Annotated in this window: 17 protein-coding genes and 1 riboswitch; of the genes, 7 read left to right on the plus strand and 10 right to left on the minus strand. The window is 69.6% G+C overall.

The features are described from left to right. Nucleotides 1–6: 6 nt before the first annotated feature. From secF to DJ019_RS20260, 4 genes are all read left to right on the plus strand, one after another. A complete protein-coding gene (gene secF / locus DJ019_RS20245; RefSeq protein WP_111278629.1) occupies nucleotides 7–969 on the plus strand; it encodes a protein translocase subunit SecF in 963 nt (320 codons plus the stop codon). Between the two features lie 4 nt (nucleotides 970–973). Further along, nucleotides 974–1,336, plus strand: coding sequence for an Mth938-like domain-containing protein (locus tag DJ019_RS20250; RefSeq protein ID WP_111278631.1), 363 nt, complete (start codon nucleotides 974–976; stop codon nucleotides 1,334–1,336). Between the two features lie 74 nt (nucleotides 1,337–1,410). Beyond that, entirely contained in the window at nucleotides 1,411–2,028 is a 618-nt protein-coding gene (locus tag DJ019_RS20255) for a hypothetical protein (RefSeq protein ID WP_111278633.1), read from the plus strand. Nucleotides 2,029–2,088: 60 nt separating this feature from the next. After that, a complete protein-coding gene (locus tag DJ019_RS20260; RefSeq protein ID WP_111278635.1) occupies nucleotides 2,089–2,751 on the plus strand; it encodes a squalene/phytoene synthase family protein in 663 nt (220 codons plus the stop codon). A gap of 3 nt (nucleotides 2,752–2,754) precedes the next feature. Here the strand turns inward: DJ019_RS20260 and trmFO are convergent, their stop codons facing one another. Further along, a complete protein-coding gene (gene trmFO, locus DJ019_RS20265) occupies nucleotides 2,755–4,161 on the minus strand; it encodes a methylenetetrahydrofolate--tRNA-(uracil(54)-C(5))-methyltransferase (FADH(2)-oxidizing) TrmFO (protein WP_111278637.1) in 1,407 nt (468 codons plus the stop codon). Between the two features lie 192 nt (nucleotides 4,162–4,353). On the opposite strand from trmFO, the gene DJ019_RS20270 reads away from it, so the two are divergent. Continuing rightward, the gene (locus DJ019_RS20270) at nucleotides 4,354–5,178 is read left to right on the plus strand and encodes a hypothetical protein (protein WP_133255340.1); all 825 of its coding nucleotides are present in this window, start codon (nucleotides 4,354–4,356) and stop codon (nucleotides 5,176–5,178) included. Between the two features lie 4 nt (nucleotides 5,179–5,182). Here DJ019_RS20270 and DJ019_RS20275 read toward each other — a convergent pair whose 3' ends face one another. From DJ019_RS20275 to DJ019_RS20300, 6 genes are all read right to left on the minus strand, one after another. After that, a complete protein-coding gene (locus DJ019_RS20275; RefSeq protein WP_111278641.1) occupies nucleotides 5,183–5,794 on the minus strand; it encodes a glutathione S-transferase family protein in 612 nt (203 codons plus the stop codon). A 163-nt stretch (nucleotides 5,795–5,957) separates the two neighbouring features. Then, the gene (gene uvrA, locus DJ019_RS20280) at nucleotides 5,958–8,858 is read right to left on the minus strand and encodes an excinuclease ABC subunit UvrA (protein WP_111278643.1); all 2,901 of its coding nucleotides are present in this window, start codon (nucleotides 8,856–8,858) and stop codon (nucleotides 5,958–5,960) included. Between the two features lie 162 nt (nucleotides 8,859–9,020). Further along, complete coding sequence (locus tag DJ019_RS20285; RefSeq protein WP_111278645.1) at nucleotides 9,021–9,635, minus strand: DUF4893 domain-containing protein; 615 nt, start codon at nucleotides 9,633–9,635, stop codon at nucleotides 9,021–9,023. 10 nt (nucleotides 9,636–9,645) lie between these two features. Then, nucleotides 9,646–9,969 carry a hypothetical protein gene (locus DJ019_RS20290; RefSeq protein WP_111278647.1) on the minus strand — a complete coding sequence of 108 codons (324 nt, stop codon included), beginning with the start codon at nucleotides 9,967–9,969 and terminating at the stop codon, nucleotides 9,646–9,648. Nucleotides 9,970–10,160: 191 nt separating this feature from the next. Further along, nucleotides 10,161–10,631, minus strand: a complete 471-nt coding sequence (locus DJ019_RS20295; protein WP_111278649.1) for a DUF1203 domain-containing protein — start codon at nucleotides 10,629–10,631, stop codon at nucleotides 10,161–10,163. Nucleotides 10,632–10,711: 80 nt separating this feature from the next. After that, a complete protein-coding gene (locus tag DJ019_RS20300) occupies nucleotides 10,712–11,407 on the minus strand; it encodes a 2OG-Fe(II) oxygenase (RefSeq protein WP_205854218.1) in 696 nt (231 codons plus the stop codon). A 174-nt stretch (nucleotides 11,408–11,581) separates the two neighbouring features. Here DJ019_RS20300 and DJ019_RS20305 point away from each other — a divergent pair, with 174 nt between their 5' ends. Beyond that, complete coding sequence (locus DJ019_RS20305; protein ID WP_111278653.1) at nucleotides 11,582–13,189, plus strand: ABC-F family ATP-binding cassette domain-containing protein; 1,608 nt, start codon at nucleotides 11,582–11,584, stop codon at nucleotides 13,187–13,189. Between the two features lies 1 nt (nucleotide 13,190). Here the strand turns inward: DJ019_RS20305 and DJ019_RS20310 are convergent, their stop codons facing one another. Genes DJ019_RS20310 through DJ019_RS20320 form a run of 3 tightly spaced genes read right to left on the minus strand, consistent with a single transcriptional unit; the run spans nucleotide 13,191 to nucleotide 14,406 of the window. Then, nucleotides 13,191–13,481: a DUF1330 domain-containing protein gene (locus DJ019_RS20310; protein ID WP_111278655.1), complete on the minus strand. Its 291-nt coding sequence runs from the start codon at nucleotides 13,479–13,481 to the stop codon at nucleotides 13,191–13,193. Further along, complete coding sequence (locus DJ019_RS20315; protein ID WP_111278657.1) at nucleotides 13,478–13,906, minus strand: PaaI family thioesterase; 429 nt, start codon at nucleotides 13,904–13,906, stop codon at nucleotides 13,478–13,480. Before DJ019_RS20315 ends, DJ019_RS20310 begins: the two co-directional genes overlap by 4 nt. Beyond that, complete coding sequence (locus tag DJ019_RS20320; protein ID WP_111278659.1) at nucleotides 13,906–14,406, minus strand: 6,7-dimethyl-8-ribityllumazine synthase; 501 nt, start codon at nucleotides 14,404–14,406, stop codon at nucleotides 13,906–13,908. Before DJ019_RS20320 ends, DJ019_RS20315 begins: the two co-directional genes overlap by 1 nt. 86 nt (nucleotides 14,407–14,492) lie before the next feature. After that, nucleotides 14,493–14,665: riboswitch (FMN riboswitch) on the minus strand. A gap of 91 nt (nucleotides 14,666–14,756) precedes the next feature. Between DJ019_RS20320 and DJ019_RS21075 the strand changes: the two genes are divergently transcribed. After that, entirely contained in the window at nucleotides 14,757–14,909 is a 153-nt protein-coding gene (locus DJ019_RS21075) for a VOC family protein (RefSeq protein WP_165844099.1), read from the plus strand. Nucleotides 14,910–15,032 lie beyond the last annotated feature (123 nt).

Below are 15,032 nucleotides of genomic sequence, written 5' to 3' on the forward strand. Positions count from 1 at the left end.
CTAGCCATGTGGCCTCTGATCAAGCTTCTCCCGATCAAGACGAACTTCCACTTCGTGAAGTTCGCGAGATACGCGGCGATCCTGTCTGCGATCGCCGTGATCGCGTCCCTGGCGCGGGCCCTCGTCCCGTTCGAGCCGCCCTGCGGCGGCCTGAACTGCGGCATCGACTTCAAGGGCGGCACCGTCCTTGAGCTGTCGACGGCCCCCAAGGCGGTGGACCTTGCCACGGCTCGGGGCGCACTGGAGCGGATGGACCTGGGGGATGTCCAGGTGCAGGCGTTCGGGTCGGCCGACCAGGCGATGGTGCGCTTCCAGACGCCCGCCGGCGCCAGCCCGGCTGAGACCGTCGATCGCGTGAAGGCGACGCTGACCCAGGCGCTGGGCAAGGTGACCTTCGTCCGGACGGACGTGGTCGGGCCCAAGGTTTCGGGCGAGCTGTTCAACGCCGGCCTGCTGGCGCTGCTGCTCTCGATCGGCCTGATGCTCGTCTACATCTGGTTCCGGTTCGAGCTGCAGTTCGGCGTCGGCGCCGTGGTGGCCCTGTTCCACGACGTGTTCCTGACCTTCGGGATCATCGCCTTCGCCGGGCTGGAATTCAGCCTGACGACCGTCGCGGCGATCCTCACCGTCATCGGCTATTCGATGAACGACACCGTCGTGGTGTTCGACCGGCTTCGCGAGAACTTGCGCAAGTACAAGCGGATGCCGCTGCGCGAGGTGATCGACCTGTCGATCAACGAGACCCTGTCGCGGACGGTGATCACCGGCGTCACGGCGCTGCTGGCGCTGGCCGGCTTGGCCGTCTTCGGTGGTCCCACCCTGTTCGGCATGTCGATCGTGCTGATGTTCGGCATCATCATCGGCACCTATTCGTCGATCTATGTCGCCGCTCCGGTGATCCTGCTCTGGGGCGTGAAGCGCTTCGACGAGCCGGCGGAGCCGCTGAAGACGGCCGTTCCGCGGCCCTGAGCCGATGGCGCGGAACGCTCCTTCGATCGACGCCTACGGCGAGGGCGGCTTCCGCCTGGCAGGAGGCGTCCGCCACGAGGGCTCGCTGCTGATCCTGGCGGACGAGCCCCGGGCGTGGCCCGTCGCCTCGATGGGGGAACTGACCCTGGCCTCGCTGGAGCCGGTCCTCGCGGCCGGCCCCGCCGAGGTCGAGGTGCTGCTGCTGGGCGCGGGCGCCCGCAACGCCCTGCCGTCGCGCGAGGTCCGCGATGGTCTGCGTGAGGCGGGCATCGGCTTCGAGTTTCTGGACACGCCGGCCGCGGCGAAACTCTACAACCTCCTCACCTATGAGGGCCGCAAGCTGGCCGCCGCGCTCATCGCTGTCTGAGCGTCACCTTTCGGCGCAGGGCGAAACGCCCTATACGTCGCCGCCAGGGCAGGGACTCACGAGGGCATAGTTAAATGGCTGGATTGCTCGCCAATTTCCGAAACACGTTGATCGTCAGCGTCATCCTGGCGCTGGTGATGATTGGCGCCTACTCGCAGGGGCCGCAGGGGACCGACGTGGCGTTCTGGCAGGCGGTGTTCCGTTGGCTCCACACCTTCTTCGGCATCCTCTGGATCGGACTTCTCTACTACTTCAACTTCGTCCAGATCCGGAAAATGCCCGAGATCCCGGCCGAGCTGAAGCCGGCGGTTTCGAAGTACATCGCCCCCGAGGCGCTGTTCTGGTTCCGCTGGGCGGCGCTGTTCACGGTGCTGATGGGCCTCATCGTCGCCTACCTTCGCGGCGTGGACTACGCCCACGAGGCGCTGACGTTGGGCCTGTTCAACGGCTACTCGGCCACCGACACGGGCTACACGCTGCTGGGCCTCGCCATGTGGCTGGCGATCGTCATGTTCATCAACGTCTGGGTCTTCATCTGGCCGAACCAGAAGATCGCCCTGGGCATCGTCGAGGGCGACGCCGACGCCAAGGCCAAGGCCGGCCGCACGGCGATGCTGTTCTCGCGCACGAACCTGCTGCTCTCGATCCCCATGCTGACGGGGATGACGATGACGCAGACGCTGTTCGGCTGATAGGGACCACAATTCCCGGAAAGGCCCGCCCCTCCGGCGGGCCTTTTTCGTTGAGGGACCATGGACGACGATCTCGACGACCTGATCCGGCGCGTTGACCCGGACCGCTGGCTCTCCAGCCGGTTCATCGGCGACACGGGCAAGCGCGCCGATGTGATCGCGATCTACGCCTACGACTACGAGCTGGCCCGCGCGCCCAAGGTCACATCGAACGCCTTGCTGGGCGAGATCCGGCTGACGTGGTGGCGCGAGATGCTGGACGAGGCCTACGAGGGGCGTCCCGTGCGCCGCCATCCGACCGCCCAGGCGCTGGCCGCGGCGATTGCCCGCCACAACCTGCCGCGTGAGCCGCTGGAGGCGATGATCGACGCCCGCTACCGCGAGCTGGACGCGACGCCGATGAAGCCGAACGAGGCGCTGGAGTGGGCCCGCGACACCGGCGGGCGGGCCGCGGAGTTGGCCGCGATGATCCTGGCGCCCGGTTCGGACACGGGCCCGGCGCGCGCCGCGGGCGCGGCGTGGGCGCTGGCGCGGCGCGCCGAGGGTGAGCGCCGGATCGCTGCGGTATCGGCTCGCGCGTCGATGGGCGCGAAGACCGCGGTCGCCAAGCTCGCCACGGACGCCTTCCCGGCGGTGGCCCATGCTGCGCTGACCGGCCGAAAGCGCTCACCGTTGCGCGACCGGCTCAGGCTGCTGTGGGCCGTGGCGCGTGGCCGGATCTGACGGCTATTCCGCCGGCTCCATCTGCGCCGGCGCGCCGTCGATCCAGGCCTTGAGATCGGCCAGGGCCCGCTCGCCCATGGCGCGCTTCTTCAGCCGGGTCTTCTCCTTGGCGCCGAGGCGGCGGCCCTCGGCGTCGCGCTTGGGCGGGGCCATGGGCGGCAGGAGGCCATAATTGATGTTCATCGGCTGGAACGAGCCGGCCCCGTGCTCCAGATGTCCGCCCGTGATGTGGCCCACCAAGCCGCCCAGCGCGGTGGTCGCGGGCGGCGCCTCGATCGGGCGGCCCAGCCGCTCGGCGGCGGCGAAGCGGCCCGCCAGCAGGCCCACGGCGGCGCTTTCCACATAGCCTTCCACGCCCGTCACTTGGCCGGCGAAGCGCAGGCGCGGATCCACCTTCAGCCGCAGCGAGCGGTCCAGCAGGCGCGGGCTGTTGATGAACGTGTTGCGATGCAGGCCGCCCAGGCGGGCGAAGACCGCCTTCTCCAGGCCCGGGATCATCCGGAAGATCTCGGTCTGGGCGCCGTGCTTCAGCTTGGTCTGGAAGCCGACCATGTTCCACAGCGTGCCTAGGGCGTTGTCCTGGCGGAGCTGGACGACCGCCCAGGGCTTCTCGTCCGGCTTGTGGGCGTTGGTCAGGCCGACCGGCTTCATCGGCCCGTGCCGCAGGGTCTCGCGGCCGCGCTCGGCCATTACCTCGATCGGCAGGCAGCCGTCGAAGTAGGGGACGTTCTCCCACTCCTTGAACTCGGACTTCGGCCCGGCCAGCAGGGCGTCGATGAACGCCTCGTACTGCGCCTGGGTCATCGGACAGTTGATGTAGGCCGCCGCGTCGCCGCCGGGGCCCTCCTTGTCGTAGCGCGACTGGCGCCAGGCCACGTCCATGTCGACGGACTCGAAGTTCACGATCGGCGCGATGGCGTCGAAGAACGAGAGCTGGCCCTCGCCGGTCAGCTTCAGGATCGCCTCCGACAGGGCGGGCGAGGTGAGCGGGCCGGTGGCGACGATCACGCTGTCCCACTCCGCCGGCGGCAGGCCCGCGACCTCGCCGCGCTCGATGGTCACCAGCGGGTGGGCCTCCAGTCGCCGGGTGACGGCCTGGGAGAAGCCCTCGCGGTCGACGGCCAGCGCGCCGCCCGCCGGCACCTGGTGCGCGTCGCCCGCCGACATGATGATCGAGTCCAGCGCGCGCATCTCGGCGTGGAGCAGGCCGACGGCGTTGCCGGTCCAGTCGTCGGCGCGGAACGAGTTGGAACAGACCAGTTCGGCGAGCTGGTCGGTCTGGTGGGCGTCGGTGCCGCGGACGGGCCGCATCTCGTGCAGCACCACCGGCACGCCCGCCTGGGCGATCTGCCAGGTGGCTTCTGAACCGGCGAGACCGCCGCCGACGACGTGAACAGGACGTAGGGACATGCGTTGCCTACTAGCAACTGTGTGGCTGTATCGCGAGCGGGGCCTTGCACGCGACGTGGGTCCCACGCACTTTGACGGTGAAGGAAGTGGCCCGATTCACCTGTCGGGCCGGGGGAATGGATGACTAGCTTCTCGGCGACGGACGCCGCGCTCGAAGGGTTTCGGATCACGCGCGAACGGCCTAGGGCGCTGATGGCATGGACCGCCTTCTGCTTCGCCATCAGCGTGGTCAGCGCCCTCATCACCGTGAACATGCCGGCCGAGGCCCGGGCGGCGCTGGAGTTTCTTCAGAACGACCCCAGCGCGACGCCTGACGCGGGCATGCTGATGCAGGCGCTGGCGATCCTTTCACCGATGCTGCTGTTCGGCCTCGTCGTGCAGTGCATCATGGGCGCGGCGGTCTACCGCATCATCCTGCGGCCGCAGGACGACAAGTTCAGCTACCTGCGCCTGGGTCGCGACGAGCTGCGGCTGATGGCCCTTACGCTCGTGTATCTCGTGCTGGCGCTGATGGCTGTGGTGGCGGTGCAGATCGTCGTGGCGATCATCGCGACCCTGGCCTCCTTCCTCGGCAACGCGGCGTTCTCGTTCGCCTTCGCCGCCGCCGAGCTCTTCGCGCTGGGACTCCTGGTCTTTGTGGCGGTGCGCATGTCGCTGGCGCCCGTCATGACCTTCGACCTCGGTCGGCTGGCGATCCTGGACTCCTGGAGCCTGACGCGCGGCCAGTTCTGGCGCCTCGTGGCCGCCTATGTCCTGGCGATCTGCTGCGTCTTCGTGGTCGCGATCCTATTCCTGATGCTGTTCATGGCGGTCTCGATGATCGTCACGATCGCCACCGGCGGGACGGTCGCCGAGCTGATGCGCATCTTCCAGCCGGACGAGACGACCCTGCGGACCTATCTGAACCCGTTCATGATCGCCTACATGGTGGTCGGCGGCCTGTTCACGGCGATCTACTACGCCGTGGTCGCCGCGCCGGGCGCGGTCGCCTACCAGCGCCTTTCGGCCCAGGCCTGATCCCTCAGGCCGAGGCGCTCGGCCGCGCGCTGACCCGCGTGTGCCAGGCTTTCAGGTTGGCGTGCTCGTCGGCCACAGGCAGGCCGATCCAGGTGGCGAAATCCACCGTCGAGAGCAGGCAGATGTCGGCCATGGTGTAGGCCTCGCCGGCCACGAACGGGCGATCGGCCAGCTCGCGGTCCAGCCAGCGCTGGGCGCCGGCATAGGTCTCGCGGTTGCTTTCGCCGAAGTCCTTGAACTGGGTCAGCAGCGCGGCGGTGAACGGGTGGGCGTGCCGCCAGAAATTGCCCACGGGCGACATCACGGTGAACTCGATCCGCCGGATCCACATGTCGACCAGCGCCTTTTCGACAGCCGTGGACCCGAACAGCGGCGGGTCGGGCTGGGTCTCCTCGAAGTAGCGGCAGATCGAGACCGTCTCGGAAATGCAGGTCCCGTCGTCCAACTCCAGCGTCGGGACCTGGCCGAGCGAGTTCCGCGCCCGATGCTCCGGGCTCTTGTGCTCGCGCTTCCGCATGTCGACCAGCGTCTCGGGCAGGTCGATGCCCTTCTCCGCAAGGAAGATGCGGACCCGCCGCGGGTTGGGAGCGGGCATCGGCGCGCCGTACAGGATCATGGTGGGCTTTCCTCGGTCGTGTGGAAGTCATCCCTCCTCTCAGGGGAGGGTGGCCGGCGCAGCCGGCCGGATAGGGAGTGTGGGTCTGTCCGGGCCCTCTCCGTCAAGGTCCCGGTCCGCGCTCTGCGCGGACCACCCTCCCCATAAAGGGGAGGGATTGTCCTCAGGCCCCCACCAGCGCCTTCTTCCGCGCGCCCTTGCGCTGGCGGTGGCGCTCCAGCAGCTCGTGCAGGTAGCGGCCGGTCCAGCTCCGGGGGTTGGCGGCGACGTCCTCAGGGCTGCCCTGGGCGACGATCTCGCCGCCGCCGTCGCCGCCTTCGGGGCCGAAGTCCACCAGCCAGTCGGCGGTCTTCACGACGTCGAGATTGTGTTCGATCACCACGACGGTGTTGCCCTGGTCGGCCAGCTCGTGGAGCACCTCGAGCAGCTTCTTCACGTCCTCGAAGTGGAGGCCCGTCGTCGGCTCGTCGAGGATGTAGAGCGTCTTGCCCGTGGCGCGGCGCGACAGCTCCTTCGAGAGCTTCACCCGCTGAGCCTCGCCACCGGACAGTGTGGTCGCCTGTTGGCCGACCTTCACGTAGCCGAGACCGACGCGCTTCAGCGTCTCCATCTTCTCGCGGATCGGCGGCACCGCCTTGAAGAAGTCGGCTGCCTCCTCGACGGTCATGTCGAGCACGTCGGCGATGTTCTTGCCCTTGAACATCACCTCCAGCGTCTCGCGGTTGTACCGGCGGCCGTGGCAGACGTCGCAGGTGACGTACACGTCCGGCAGGAAGTGCATCTCGATCTTGATCAGGCCGTCGCCCTGGCAAGCCTCGCAGCGGCCGCCCTTGACGTTGAAGCTGAAGCGGCCGGGGCCGTAGCCGCGCGACTTGGCCTCGGGCAGGCCGGCGAACCAGTCGCGGATGGGCTGGAAGGCTCCAGTGTAGGTCGCGGGGTTGGATCGCGGCGTGCGGCCGATCGGGCTCTGGTCGATGTCGATGACCTTGTCGAAGTGCTCCAGCCCCTCGATCCGCTCGTGCGGGGCCGGGGCGTCCGAGGCGTTGTGCAGCCGCCGGGCGGCCGCCTTGTAGAGCGTTTCGATGGTGAAGGTGGACTTGCCGCCGCCGGAGACGCCGGTGATGCAGGTGAAGGTGCCCACCGGGATCTCGGCAGTGACGGCCTTCAGGTTGTTGCCGGTGGCGCCGACGACGCGGATGACCTTCTTCTTCGAGATCGGCCGGCGGTCCTCGGGCACGGCGATCTCCCGAACGCCCGACAGGTACTGGCCGGTCACGCTGTTCGGGTTGGCCATGATGTCGTCGGGCGTGCCCTGGGCGATGATCTCGCCGCCGTGGACGCCGGCGGCGGGGCCCATGTCGATCACATGGTCGGCGGTGAGGATCGCCTCCTCGTCATGCTCGACCACGAGCACCGAGTTGCCGAGGTCGCGCAGGCCCTTCAGCGAGGTGAGCAGGCGAGTGTTGTCCCGCTGGTGCAGCCCGATCGACGGCTCGTCCAGCACATAGAGCACGCCCGTCAGCCCCGAGCCGATCTGGCTGGCCAGTCGGATGCGCTGGCTCTCGCCCCCTGACAGGGTGCCCGAACTGCGCGACATGTTCAGGTAGTCGAGGCCCACGTTGACCAGGAATCGCAGCCGGTCGTTGATCTCCTTCAGGATCCGGCGGGCGATCTCCATCTGCTTGTCGGTGAGCTGGCCGTCCAGGCTCTCGAACCACTCCTGGGCGTGGCGGATCGACAGGCGCGAGACGTCGCCGATGTGCCGGCCGGCGATCTTCACGGCGAGTGACTCCGGCTTCAGGCGGTAGCCCTCGCACGCCAGGCAGGGCGTCTCGGACTGGTAGCGGCCCAGCTCCTCGCGCACCCATGAGCTGTCGGTCTCGCGCCAGCGGCGCTCCAGGTTCGGCAGCACGCCTTCGAAGGTCTTGTTGACCTCGTACTTGCGGGCGTTGTCGTCATAGACGAAGCGGATCTTCTCGGATCCGGAGCCGTAGAGCACCACATTCTTCGCCGGCTCGGGCAGCTTCCACCACGGCTCGTCCATCGAGAAGCCGTAGTGCCGCGAGAGGGCCTGCAGGGTCTGGGTGTAGAGCGGCGAAGGGCCCTTGGCCCAAGGGGCGATGGCGCCCTTGTGCAGGCTCTTTTCCTTGTCGGGCACGACCATGTCGGCGTCGAAGGCCAGCTTGGCGCCCAGGCCGTCGCACACCGGGCAGGCGCCGTAGGGGTTGTTGAACGAGAACAGGCGCGGCTCGATCTCGCTGATCGTGAACCCGGAGACCGGGCAGGCGAACTTCTCGGAGAAGACCAGCCGCCGGGGCTCGGTCTCTCCCTCGGCCAGGTCGGCCCATTCGGCCACGGCTATGCCGTCGGCGAGCCGCAGCGCCGTCTCCAGGCTATCGGCGTAGCGCGCCTCCAGCCCCGGCTTGGTGACGATCCGGTCCACGACGATGTCGATGTCGTGCTTGAACTTCTTGTCGAGGGCCGGCGCATCCTCGATCAGCATCAGCTCGCCGTTGACCTTCACCCGCTGGAAGCCGGCCTTCTGCCACTCGGCGAACTCCTTGCGGTACTCGCCCTTGCGACCGCGCACGACGGGCGCGAGCAGGTTGAGGCGCGTGCCCTCCGGCAAGGCGTTCAGCTTGTCGACCATCTGGCTGACGGTCTGGCTCTCGATCGGCAGCCCCGTCGCCGGCGAGTAGGGAACGCCCACCCGCGCCCAGAGCAGGCGCATGTAGTCGTGGATCTCGGTCACCGTGCCCACGGTGGAGCGAGGATTGCGGCTGGTGGTCTTCTGCTCGATGGAGATCGCCGGCGACAGGCCCTCGATGAGGTCCACGTCGGGCTTGCTCATCAGCTCCAGGAACTGGCGGGCATAGGCCGAGAGGCTCTCGACATAGCGGCGCTGGCCCTCGGCGTAGATGGTGTCGAACGCCAGCGAACTCTTGCCCGAGCCGGACAGGCCCGTCAGCACGACAAGCTCGCCCCGCGGGATGTCGACGTTGACGTCCTTGAGATTGTGCTCGCGCGCCCCGCGCACGCGGATGAGGTTGTGCTGGTCGGCCATGTTGTCCCGGAACGCGAGATCGCCCGGGAAAGGTCCCGGGCGAGACCGCCTAATGTAGGAAACCGGCGACTCTCATAACACGGGAACGAGTCGTGAACAAAGGCCCCGCGGCCTTGTGCGCGCATGGGCTGCTGACACCACGTTGGCAGCAGGTCGTGGCGGCTACCAGCGCCGGACGTGCTTCAGCTCCAGGATGTCCAGCTTGGATTCATAGGCGGGCCACGGAAACGCCACCCGCCAACGCTCGTCGCCAATGCGCTGCACGAGTCCGACCAGGTCGCGCTCGGGATCGGCCCCGTACCTGGGAGTCCGGGTCTCGTCGCCCAGCTCCAGGACGCCGACGAACCGCGCCGTCCGCCGCTCGCCGGTGGGGCAGATGAGTCCCACCGGCCGTTGCGAGCCGCTGACCTTGCGCAGCTCCAGGTCGCCGCCCGGGGAGAGCGTCACCTGGCAGCGGAACCAGCCGTAGGCGATGTACGGCAGCATCCCCTCCTGCGCGGCCCCGAGCTTGAGGGTGCGGCACAGGTATCGGCCCGGCGTGGGCTGCGGCCGGTTGAGGTCGACTCGCGGGTCGGCGACGGGCCCCAGCCGGCGAAGATCGTCGCCGTGGCCGTTGCGGATGGCGTCGGCGCGAGCCTCCTTCCAGGCGAGGTCGAGGCGCTTCATCCGGTCGGCGTCCGCCCGCGTCGGGGTGCAGGTGAGCGGCTGAGACGCCGCGGCGTCCGCGAGAGCGCTGAACGCCAGGAAACTCAGCGCAATGAGGGGACGTGCGAGCATGGGGCTCCGATCAGAAGCGACGCTTGAAGGCTACGCGGGTGGGCGTCACCCGGAAACCCTCGTCGTCCGACCATTCCGAACGGGCGCGCAGGTCGATGTCGGGCAGCGTTCCGGTCTCGATCGTCGGCGTCAGCTTCAGCGTGCGGAGGTCAGCGGCGCGGCGGAGTTCGGCCAGGCGCAGGCTGGACGGCCGGGCCGGCGCCTTGTGGGCGGTCTTGAGGGGCGTCACCCTCGGCGCTCCCGCGACCGTGCTCGCCGGCCAGGTCTGGGCGGCGGCGGCTGATGCCTGGCCGGCGACGAGCGTGGCGATCAGGAGCGTGAGCAGGCGGGGCAAGGGATGTTCCTCCAGCGTGTGACCGCCGGCGAGAACCCTCTCACATCGCTTTGGTTTCCGACCTCACGGGATCGTCACGCGTCCGTCGTCGAAGCCCACGAGCACGGCGGCTTCGTCCACGGACTTGCGGCGGGAGACCACCGCATTGCCGGCGGAAGATGGCGCTGGGGCAGGGAAACGCCCGTCGGCGTTCAGGCCCGGTCGATCCGCGCCGCGTAGCAGCCTGCCCCGGCGTAGTGGGCGTGCAGATAGGCCGCCTTGGGCACGGCCAGTAGCCGCTCGATCGCCGCCGGCAGGTCCATGGTCGCGGCGAGCTCCGCGTCGATCATCATGCCCTTGGCGTCGAAGGCCCGTAGCGACAGGTGGCTGCGGTTGCGGAACACCGGCGGCAGCTCGCCCGGCGCGAAGCGGGTGTCCTCGGCGGTCTCGCGCACGAAGATCGCGTGACGCGACCGGAACGGCGTGTCCGCCGGCTGATGCTCATAGTTCAGCAGCAGGACGGTCTCGCCGACCGGCGCGTCCTCGAGCGTGACGCGGCAGGGCGAGCCGACGGGGGCCTCGACCCGGCGGCGCTGGACACCGCGGGCGGCCAGGGCCTCGTCCGACAGCCTGAAGAGCGGACGGAACTCGGCGACGGGCAGGGCGGAAACGACGAAAGACATGGCGGTTCTCCTTTGCCCGTCAGATCGTCCTGCGACCGCCGCCATCCAATGTGGCGATCCCAACACATGTCCGAATGCCGCTAGAGGGCGTCGTGGAAGATGACGCCCAGGGTGTGCCGCCGGCCGGACCTCAGGCGGCTGACGCCGTGGCGCATGTTGACCCGGTAGAGGCCCCGGCTCCCGCGCACCGGCCGCTGGCTGACCGGGAAGACCACGGCGTCGCCCTGGCCCAGCGGCACGACCTCGACGCGTGACTGCATCCGCGGTCGCTGTTCGGTCAGGACGAACTCGCCGCCCTCGAAATCCCGGCCCGGCTCCGACAGCAGCACGGCCACCTGCAGCGGGAAGACGTGCTCGCCATAGAGATCCTGGTGCAGGCAGTTGTAGTCCCCCGCCACGTAGCGCAGCACGAGGGGCGTCGGCCGGATCTGGCCGGCGGCGTGACAGCGGGCGAGGTAGTCGGCGTGCTCCGCCGGATAGCGCACGGGCTCGCCCAAGGCCGCGTTCCAGGCGTTGGCGATCCGCGCCAGCGGCGGATAGAGCGCCGCGCGGAGACTCGCGACGGGCTCGGGGAGCGGATAGGCGAAGTAGCGGTACTCGCCGCGTCCGAACCCGTGCCGGGCCATGACGACCGTCGAGCGGAAGCCCGCCGGCGCGTCGTAGAGCGCGGCGAGGGCCTCGCAGTCGGCGGCGGGCAGCAGCCTCGGAATGATCGCGCACCCGTGGGTGTCGAGGTCTTGGGCGAGGGCGGTCCAGTCGATGTCGGGCAGGGTCATGGGGCGCAGATGACCGCCCGGCCGGGGCGCTGCAACGGCCGGCCTCATGCCGCGTCCGGATTGCGCGAGGCGCCGGCGACCCCTAGATAGCGGCCATCGCAAGAAGGAGCAGGCCGATGCGGCTCGCGCTGGACATTCCGACCACCCCGAACGTCCACGCCGCGATGACCCTTCATGCCCGCACACATCACCCTCGACGGCCTCAGCTACGCGACGCCTGACGGCCGCGTCCTCCTCGACAACCTGACCCTCGCGTTCGGCGCCGAGCGCACCGGCCTCGTCGGCCGCAACGGCGTCGGCAAGTCCACGCTCGTGCGGCTGATCCTGGGCGAGCTGGCCCCCGGCGCCGGGACGTTGACCGTCCGCGGCCGCCTGGGCGTGCTGCGTCAGGCCCTGGCCCCGCCGCCGGGCGCGAGCGTCGCCGACCTGCTGGGCGTCGCGGCCCCGCTCGCGCGCCTGCGCCGGATCGAGGCGGGGGAGGGGAGCGAGGACGACCTCGCCGAGGCGGACTGGACGCTGGAGCCCCGGCTCGACGCGGCCCTGGCGGAGGTCGGGCTGCCCGGCCTCGACCTCGCGCGGCCCGCCGCCAGCCTCAGCGGTGGTCAGTCCACGCGCGCAAGCCTCGCTGGCCTGCTCGCCGCCGAGCCGGACCTGCTGATCCTGGACGAGCCGACCAACAACCTCGACGCAGCGGCGCGCGACCTGGTGGCCGAGGTGCTGGGGCGCTGGAAGGGCGGCGCCATCGTCGTCAGCCATGATCGGACTCTGCTGCGCCGGATGGACCGTATCGTCGAGCTCTCCAGCCTGGGGGCGGAGGTCTATGGCGGCGACTATGACCTCTATGCCGCGCGCAAGGCCGAGGCCGAGGCCGCCGCCGTCCGTGACCTCGCCGACGCCCAGCGCGGCGCCCTGCGGGCCGCGCGGGAAGGGCAGGTGGCCCTGGAGCGGCAGGCCCGCCGCGACGCCGCCGGCAAGCGCAGCCGCGCCCGCAATGACGCCCCCAAGATCCTGCTGGATGCGCGTCAGGACCGCGCGGAGGCCACCGGCGGCCGCATCCGCCACCTCGCTGATCGCAAGGCCAGTGAAGCCGCCGAGGCGGTGAGCGCCGCCGAGGCCCGGGTCGAGCGGGTGCGCCGACTGGCGTTCGATCTCCCGCCCTCGGGCCTGCCGGCGGGCAAGCTCGTGCTCTCCATGGAGCAGGCGGCGTTCGCCTGGCCCGGGGGACCGGCTCTCCTGGCGGGCGTCGATCTGCGGATCACGGGCCCTGAGCGGGTCGCCGTCAGCGGCCCGAACGGCAGCGGCAAGACGACCCTGCTGCGTCTCGCCGCCGGCGAGCTCGCGCCGACCGCAGGCCAGGTCACGCGCGGCGCGCGCACCGCCTTCCTGGATCAGCAGACTGCGCTGCTGGGCCAGGACGCCAGCCTGGTAGAGGCCTTCCGACGGCTGACTCCGGCCGCGAGCGAGAACGCCGCCCGCGCGGCCCTGGCCCGCTTCCTGTTCCGCAACACCGCCGCCGACAAGCCGGTCGCCAGCCTGAGTGGCGGCGAGCGGTTGCGCGCTGCCCTGGCCTGCGTGCTGGCGGGCGAGGCGCCGCCACAGCTCCTGATCCTGGATGAGCCGACCAACCATCTCGACCTGGACTCGATCGGGGCCGTGGAGGCCGCCCTGCGCGGCTACGACGGCGCCCTGCTGGTCGTCAGCCACGACCAGGACTTCCTGGAGGCCGTGGGCGTGGAGCGGACGCTCCGCCTCCCCGACATGGCCGAGGAGGCGAAGCGCTGACCTAGGCGAACCCTTCCGCCAGCACGACGATCGCGTCGGAGCCGGCGATGCGGTCCTTGGCGATCTCGCGATACTCGGGGGAATTCGCCCAGGCGAGAGCCGCATTGCGGCTGTCGAAGGCGAGCAGGACCAGCTTGCGGCCGTCCCAGTCGCCCTCGAGCGGCTCCGGATTCTCTTCCGACACCAGCAGCCGGCCGCCGTACTGCTTCAGCACCGGCATGAACGCAGCGGCGTAGCGGCCGTAGCGTTCGCGGTCGTGGATCGCGATGCGTCCGACGAGGTAGCAGGTCATGCCGCCATCGCCTTCTTCACGACCCGGAACACCGCGTTGGCCCGTGCGCACGGCTGGCCGTCGGCGGTGACGAAGGCCTGGGTAAAGCAGAGCGTGCCGCCCGGCTTCACGAACACCGTGTCGAACTCCAGCCACTGGCCGGTGTGGGCCGAACCCAGGAAGTCGACCGTGAGGTTCACGGTCACGAGGCTCGCCACCTCGCCCAGGCGCCGCACGCACGACAGGCCCATGGCGTTGTCGGCGAGGGTCGAGATCAGCCCTCCGTGGACGAAGCCGCGGCTGTTGCAGTGCGGCGGCCCGGCCCGCAGGCCGAGCACCACGGTGTCGCCCGAGAGCCGGCGGTAGAGCGGCTCCCAGGGTTCGGTCATGGGGCTGCGGCGGTCATGCCGCTCGAAGCCCGCGGGAATCCCGAGCGCGGCGTCCATCACGCCGCCCCCGCGAGCTGGGCCAGGCTCTGCAGCGTGCCGTGGCAGGCGCGGGCCGCCTCCGCCCCCTTCACCCGGAAGTGGGCGTGGAAGAAGCCCTGGTGCACGTCGTGTTCGTGGAAGTGGTGCGGCGTCAGCACCACCGAAAACACCGGCGTCTCGGTGGCGAGCTGCACCTGCATCAGCGCCTGGACCACCGTCTGGGCGACGAAGTCGTGGCGGTAGATGCCTCCATCGACGACGAAGCCCGCCGCCACGATCGCGGCGTAACGGCCCGTGCGCGCCAGTGTCTGTGCGTGCAGGGGGATTTCGAACGAACCGGGCGTCTCGAACTTCTCGATCGCCGAGGCGGGGATGCCCAGCGTGGCCATCTCCTCCACGAAGCCGTCGTAGGCCTCGCGGACGATCTCGGCGTGCCAGAGCGCATGCACGAAGGCGATGCGGCCGGCGCGGAACGCGCCGTTGGCGGTGGGGAATTCGAGGGTGTTCAGTTGGGTCATGGTCTTCTCCCTGACCGGGTTCAAAGGACCACGACTCAGGGGGCAGGCCGCGCGCACGGGTGACGGATTCCGCCCACCGCGAACACGACCGTTCTCATAACCGGACTATGACCGTCGGTCCCGGGATCGCACCGGGTCTGCTCGTCCCTGGCCCCACCTATGACGAGGAGCCAGGCGCCCGCGGACTCGTCCCTCCTTGGCCGAGGCTTCGGAGGGCATTACCGCCGGTGGGGAGTTGCACCCCGCCCTGAGAACGCAGACCGCCGGACTTTCCGACGGCGCGAGCAACATAGGCAGTTTCCGTCGCGGCAAACAAGCGTTTGAATTGCGGCCGGTCCACTTGGGCGGCGGTGGACGCGGCCTACGCATCAGCGATGGCGCAGGGCGCGACGACGATCCGCCCGGCCGGTCCGCACCTCGACATCGCGCCCACCTATTACGGCTGCGTGATCCTGGATCCGGACGGCGCCAAGCTGGAGATCGTCGCCGGCACGATGCACTAGGGTCTGTACTCATAACCCTTGCTGAGTGGGGCGACGCTTGATTCAAGGCTACCGAAAGGAGCCTTGGTATGGCGCGTTACGATCTGAGCGAGGCGGAGTGGCGGCTGATCGAGCCGTTGTTGC

The sequence above is a fragment of the Phenylobacterium kunshanense genome, from assembly GCF_003254525.1.
Taxonomy (GTDB): domain Bacteria; phylum Pseudomonadota; class Alphaproteobacteria; order Caulobacterales; family Caulobacteraceae; genus Phenylobacterium; species Phenylobacterium kunshanense.

What these genes read in the sequence shown, in the direction of transcription:
- secF (WP_111278629.1), top strand. Translation starts at nt 7, where the DNA reads ATGTGGCCTCTGATCAAGCTTCTCCCGATCAAGACGAACTTCCACTTC.
- DJ019_RS20250 (WP_111278631.1), top strand. Translation starts at nt 974, where the DNA reads ATGGCGCGGAACGCTCCTTCGATCGACGCCTACGGCGAGGGCGGCTTC.
- DJ019_RS20255 (WP_111278633.1), top strand. Translation starts at nt 1,411, where the DNA reads ATGGCTGGATTGCTCGCCAATTTCCGAAACACGTTGATCGTCAGCGTC.
- DJ019_RS20260 (WP_111278635.1), top strand. Translation starts at nt 2,089, where the DNA reads ATGGACGACGATCTCGACGACCTGATCCGGCGCGTTGACCCGGACCGC.
- trmFO (WP_111278637.1), bottom strand. Translation starts at nt 4,161, where the DNA reads ATGTCCCTACGTCCTGTTCACGTCGTCGGCGGCGGTCTCGCCGGTTCA.
- DJ019_RS20270 (WP_133255340.1), top strand. Translation starts at nt 4,354, where the DNA reads ATGGCATGGACCGCCTTCTGCTTCGCCATCAGCGTGGTCAGCGCCCTC.
- DJ019_RS20275 (WP_111278641.1), bottom strand. Translation starts at nt 5,794, where the DNA reads ATGATCCTGTACGGCGCGCCGATGCCCGCTCCCAACCCGCGGCGGGTC.
- uvrA (WP_111278643.1), bottom strand. Translation starts at nt 8,858, where the DNA reads ATGGCCGACCAGCACAACCTCATCCGCGTGCGCGGGGCGCGCGAGCAC.
- DJ019_RS20285 (WP_111278645.1), bottom strand. Translation starts at nt 9,635, where the DNA reads ATGCTCGCACGTCCCCTCATTGCGCTGAGTTTCCTGGCGTTCAGCGCT.
- DJ019_RS20295 (WP_111278649.1), bottom strand. Translation starts at nt 10,631, where the DNA reads ATGTCTTTCGTCGTTTCCGCCCTGCCCGTCGCCGAGTTCCGTCCGCTC.
- DJ019_RS20300 (WP_205854218.1), bottom strand. Translation starts at nt 11,407, where the DNA reads ATGACCCTGCCCGACATCGACTGGACCGCCCTCGCCCAAGACCTCGAC.
- DJ019_RS20305 (WP_111278653.1), top strand. Translation starts at nt 11,582, where the DNA reads ATGCCCGCACACATCACCCTCGACGGCCTCAGCTACGCGACGCCTGAC.
- DJ019_RS20310 (WP_111278655.1), bottom strand. Translation starts at nt 13,481, where the DNA reads ATGACCTGCTACCTCGTCGGACGCATCGCGATCCACGACCGCGAACGC.
- DJ019_RS20315 (WP_111278657.1), bottom strand. Translation starts at nt 13,906, where the DNA reads ATGGACGCCGCGCTCGGGATTCCCGCGGGCTTCGAGCGGCATGACCGC.
- DJ019_RS20320 (WP_111278659.1), bottom strand. Translation starts at nt 14,406, where the DNA reads ATGACCCAACTGAACACCCTCGAATTCCCCACCGCCAACGGCGCGTTC.